At 34.9% G+C, this 1557-nt stretch carries 2 protein-coding genes; both read left to right on the top strand.

Features of this window, described 5'->3' with window-relative positions; genetic code table 11:
- Positions 1-59: 59 nt before the first annotated feature.
- A complete protein-coding gene (locus tag IWX84_RS15295; protein WP_196851622.1) occupies positions 60-374 on the top strand; it encodes a transposase in 315 nt (104 codons plus the stop codon).
- A gap of 20 nt (positions 375-394) precedes the next feature.
- On the top strand, positions 395-1456 hold the full coding sequence (locus tag IWX84_RS15290; RefSeq protein ID WP_231385515.1) for a DDE-type integrase/transposase/recombinase: 1062 nt from the start codon (positions 395-397) through the stop codon (positions 1454-1456).
- The last annotated feature ends 101 nt before the right edge of the window (positions 1457-1557 follow it).

The following is a 1557-nucleotide window of genomic DNA, read 5'->3' as shown; positions in this document are numbered from 1 at the left end:
TGTTTCAGCCCCTTAAATAATCGGACACAATTATAAATAGAAATCTATAATTTTGTACGATGGAAAAGAGAAAATTTACCAAAGAAGAGAAGCTAAAGATCATAAAGGAAGCTTCAGAACAAGGTGTTAAACCTACATTAGAGAAATATTCGGTATTTCCTGCGAGTTATTACTCATGGAAGAAGAAGATGGATACTATGGGCGAAGAGGGCTTCGCACATGGAATGACCCCCGCGCAGCTTAAACGAATCAGAGAACTGGAAAAAGAAAACAAGCTACTCAAAGAAATTGTTATTCAAAAAGAGCTTGAAGGCAAGTTAAAAGACGAATTGCTAAAAAAGAAATTCGCCTTGGAGAAAAAAAGGAACTCGTGAGAGGCTACATTTTTCAGGGCTTGAAGAAAGAAGTAGCATTTCAAATTTCAGCAATAACCAAGCACCAGTATTATTATCAAAACAAGCGGACTAATCAAGGAAGAAGTCCTTCTACGACGACTTTTTACACTGACAAGTACGGGCAAAAATTTGAAGTTTCAAATGATGTGATTATTGAAGAAATAAAGCAAGCTCATCAAGATCTCGACACAGATTATGGTCATCGGAAAATGGAAACTAGATTACAACTGATGGGTTACGATATTAATCATAAGAAAGTATATCGATTGATGAAAGGCGCACAATTATTGAAGGAACAACATCAAAAGCCTAGTAAAACCAGGGTAAAATACCGTAAGGTTTTTCCAAGTCAGCCCTTTGAAGTTTTGGAAATGGACATTAAATTTGTGTGGGTCGAGGAGTATAAAATGCATAGCTATGTGCTAACAACTATTGACACTTTTACCAGACTTGTTTTGCATTGGACGGTTGCCTATTCCATCAAAAAAGAAGATGTTAAAAGGGCATGGGAACATATTATAATAAATCATTTACAACCAAATAATTGCCTAGAAAAAGGGATTCATATTGAGGTTCGCAATGATAATGACAGTCGATTTTCGGCAAAAATGATTCAAAATTTCTTCAAAGATAACTACCTGAATCAAGTCTTTACACATCCATATACCCCACAGGAAAATGGACATATTGAGAGTTTTCATGCTATTTTAGCAAAAAAACTAAGACCTTTTCATTTTTGGACAATCGATGAATTGGAAGGTGTTTTGACCATTTTTTATGAGAAATACAATAATGAACGTCTACATTCCTCAGTTTGTAATTTACCTCCAAATATCTTTTTAGAATGCTGGAATAAAGGGCTAATCGAACAAAAAAGAGATGAAATAAAACGAAAAATAACATTCAAACTCAAAATCCCATACCAACAAATATCGGGCAATACGAGTCTGAAGTGCAGTTCCTTGCAAAATTTAGAGATTCCGCCTTTTTTTGTGGGTGAACTAAATTTTAGTGAAATCGAAATGACCAGGCCTGAAACATTTCTACAAACATCGGTGTAAAACTCGCCTTCGTTTGTTCCTTGCAAGACAAAGATATTGACTAATTGCGTATGTTTGTAAAACTTAAAATGTTAAAGTCCGATTATTAGGGGGCTAAACCA

Origin of the sequence: Flavobacterium sp. CG_9.10 (assembly GCF_015752245.1) — a bacterium.
Lineage (GTDB): Bacteria > Bacteroidota > Bacteroidia > Flavobacteriales > Flavobacteriaceae > Flavobacterium.
This window is presented reverse-complemented; position numbering and strand designations above follow the sequence as displayed.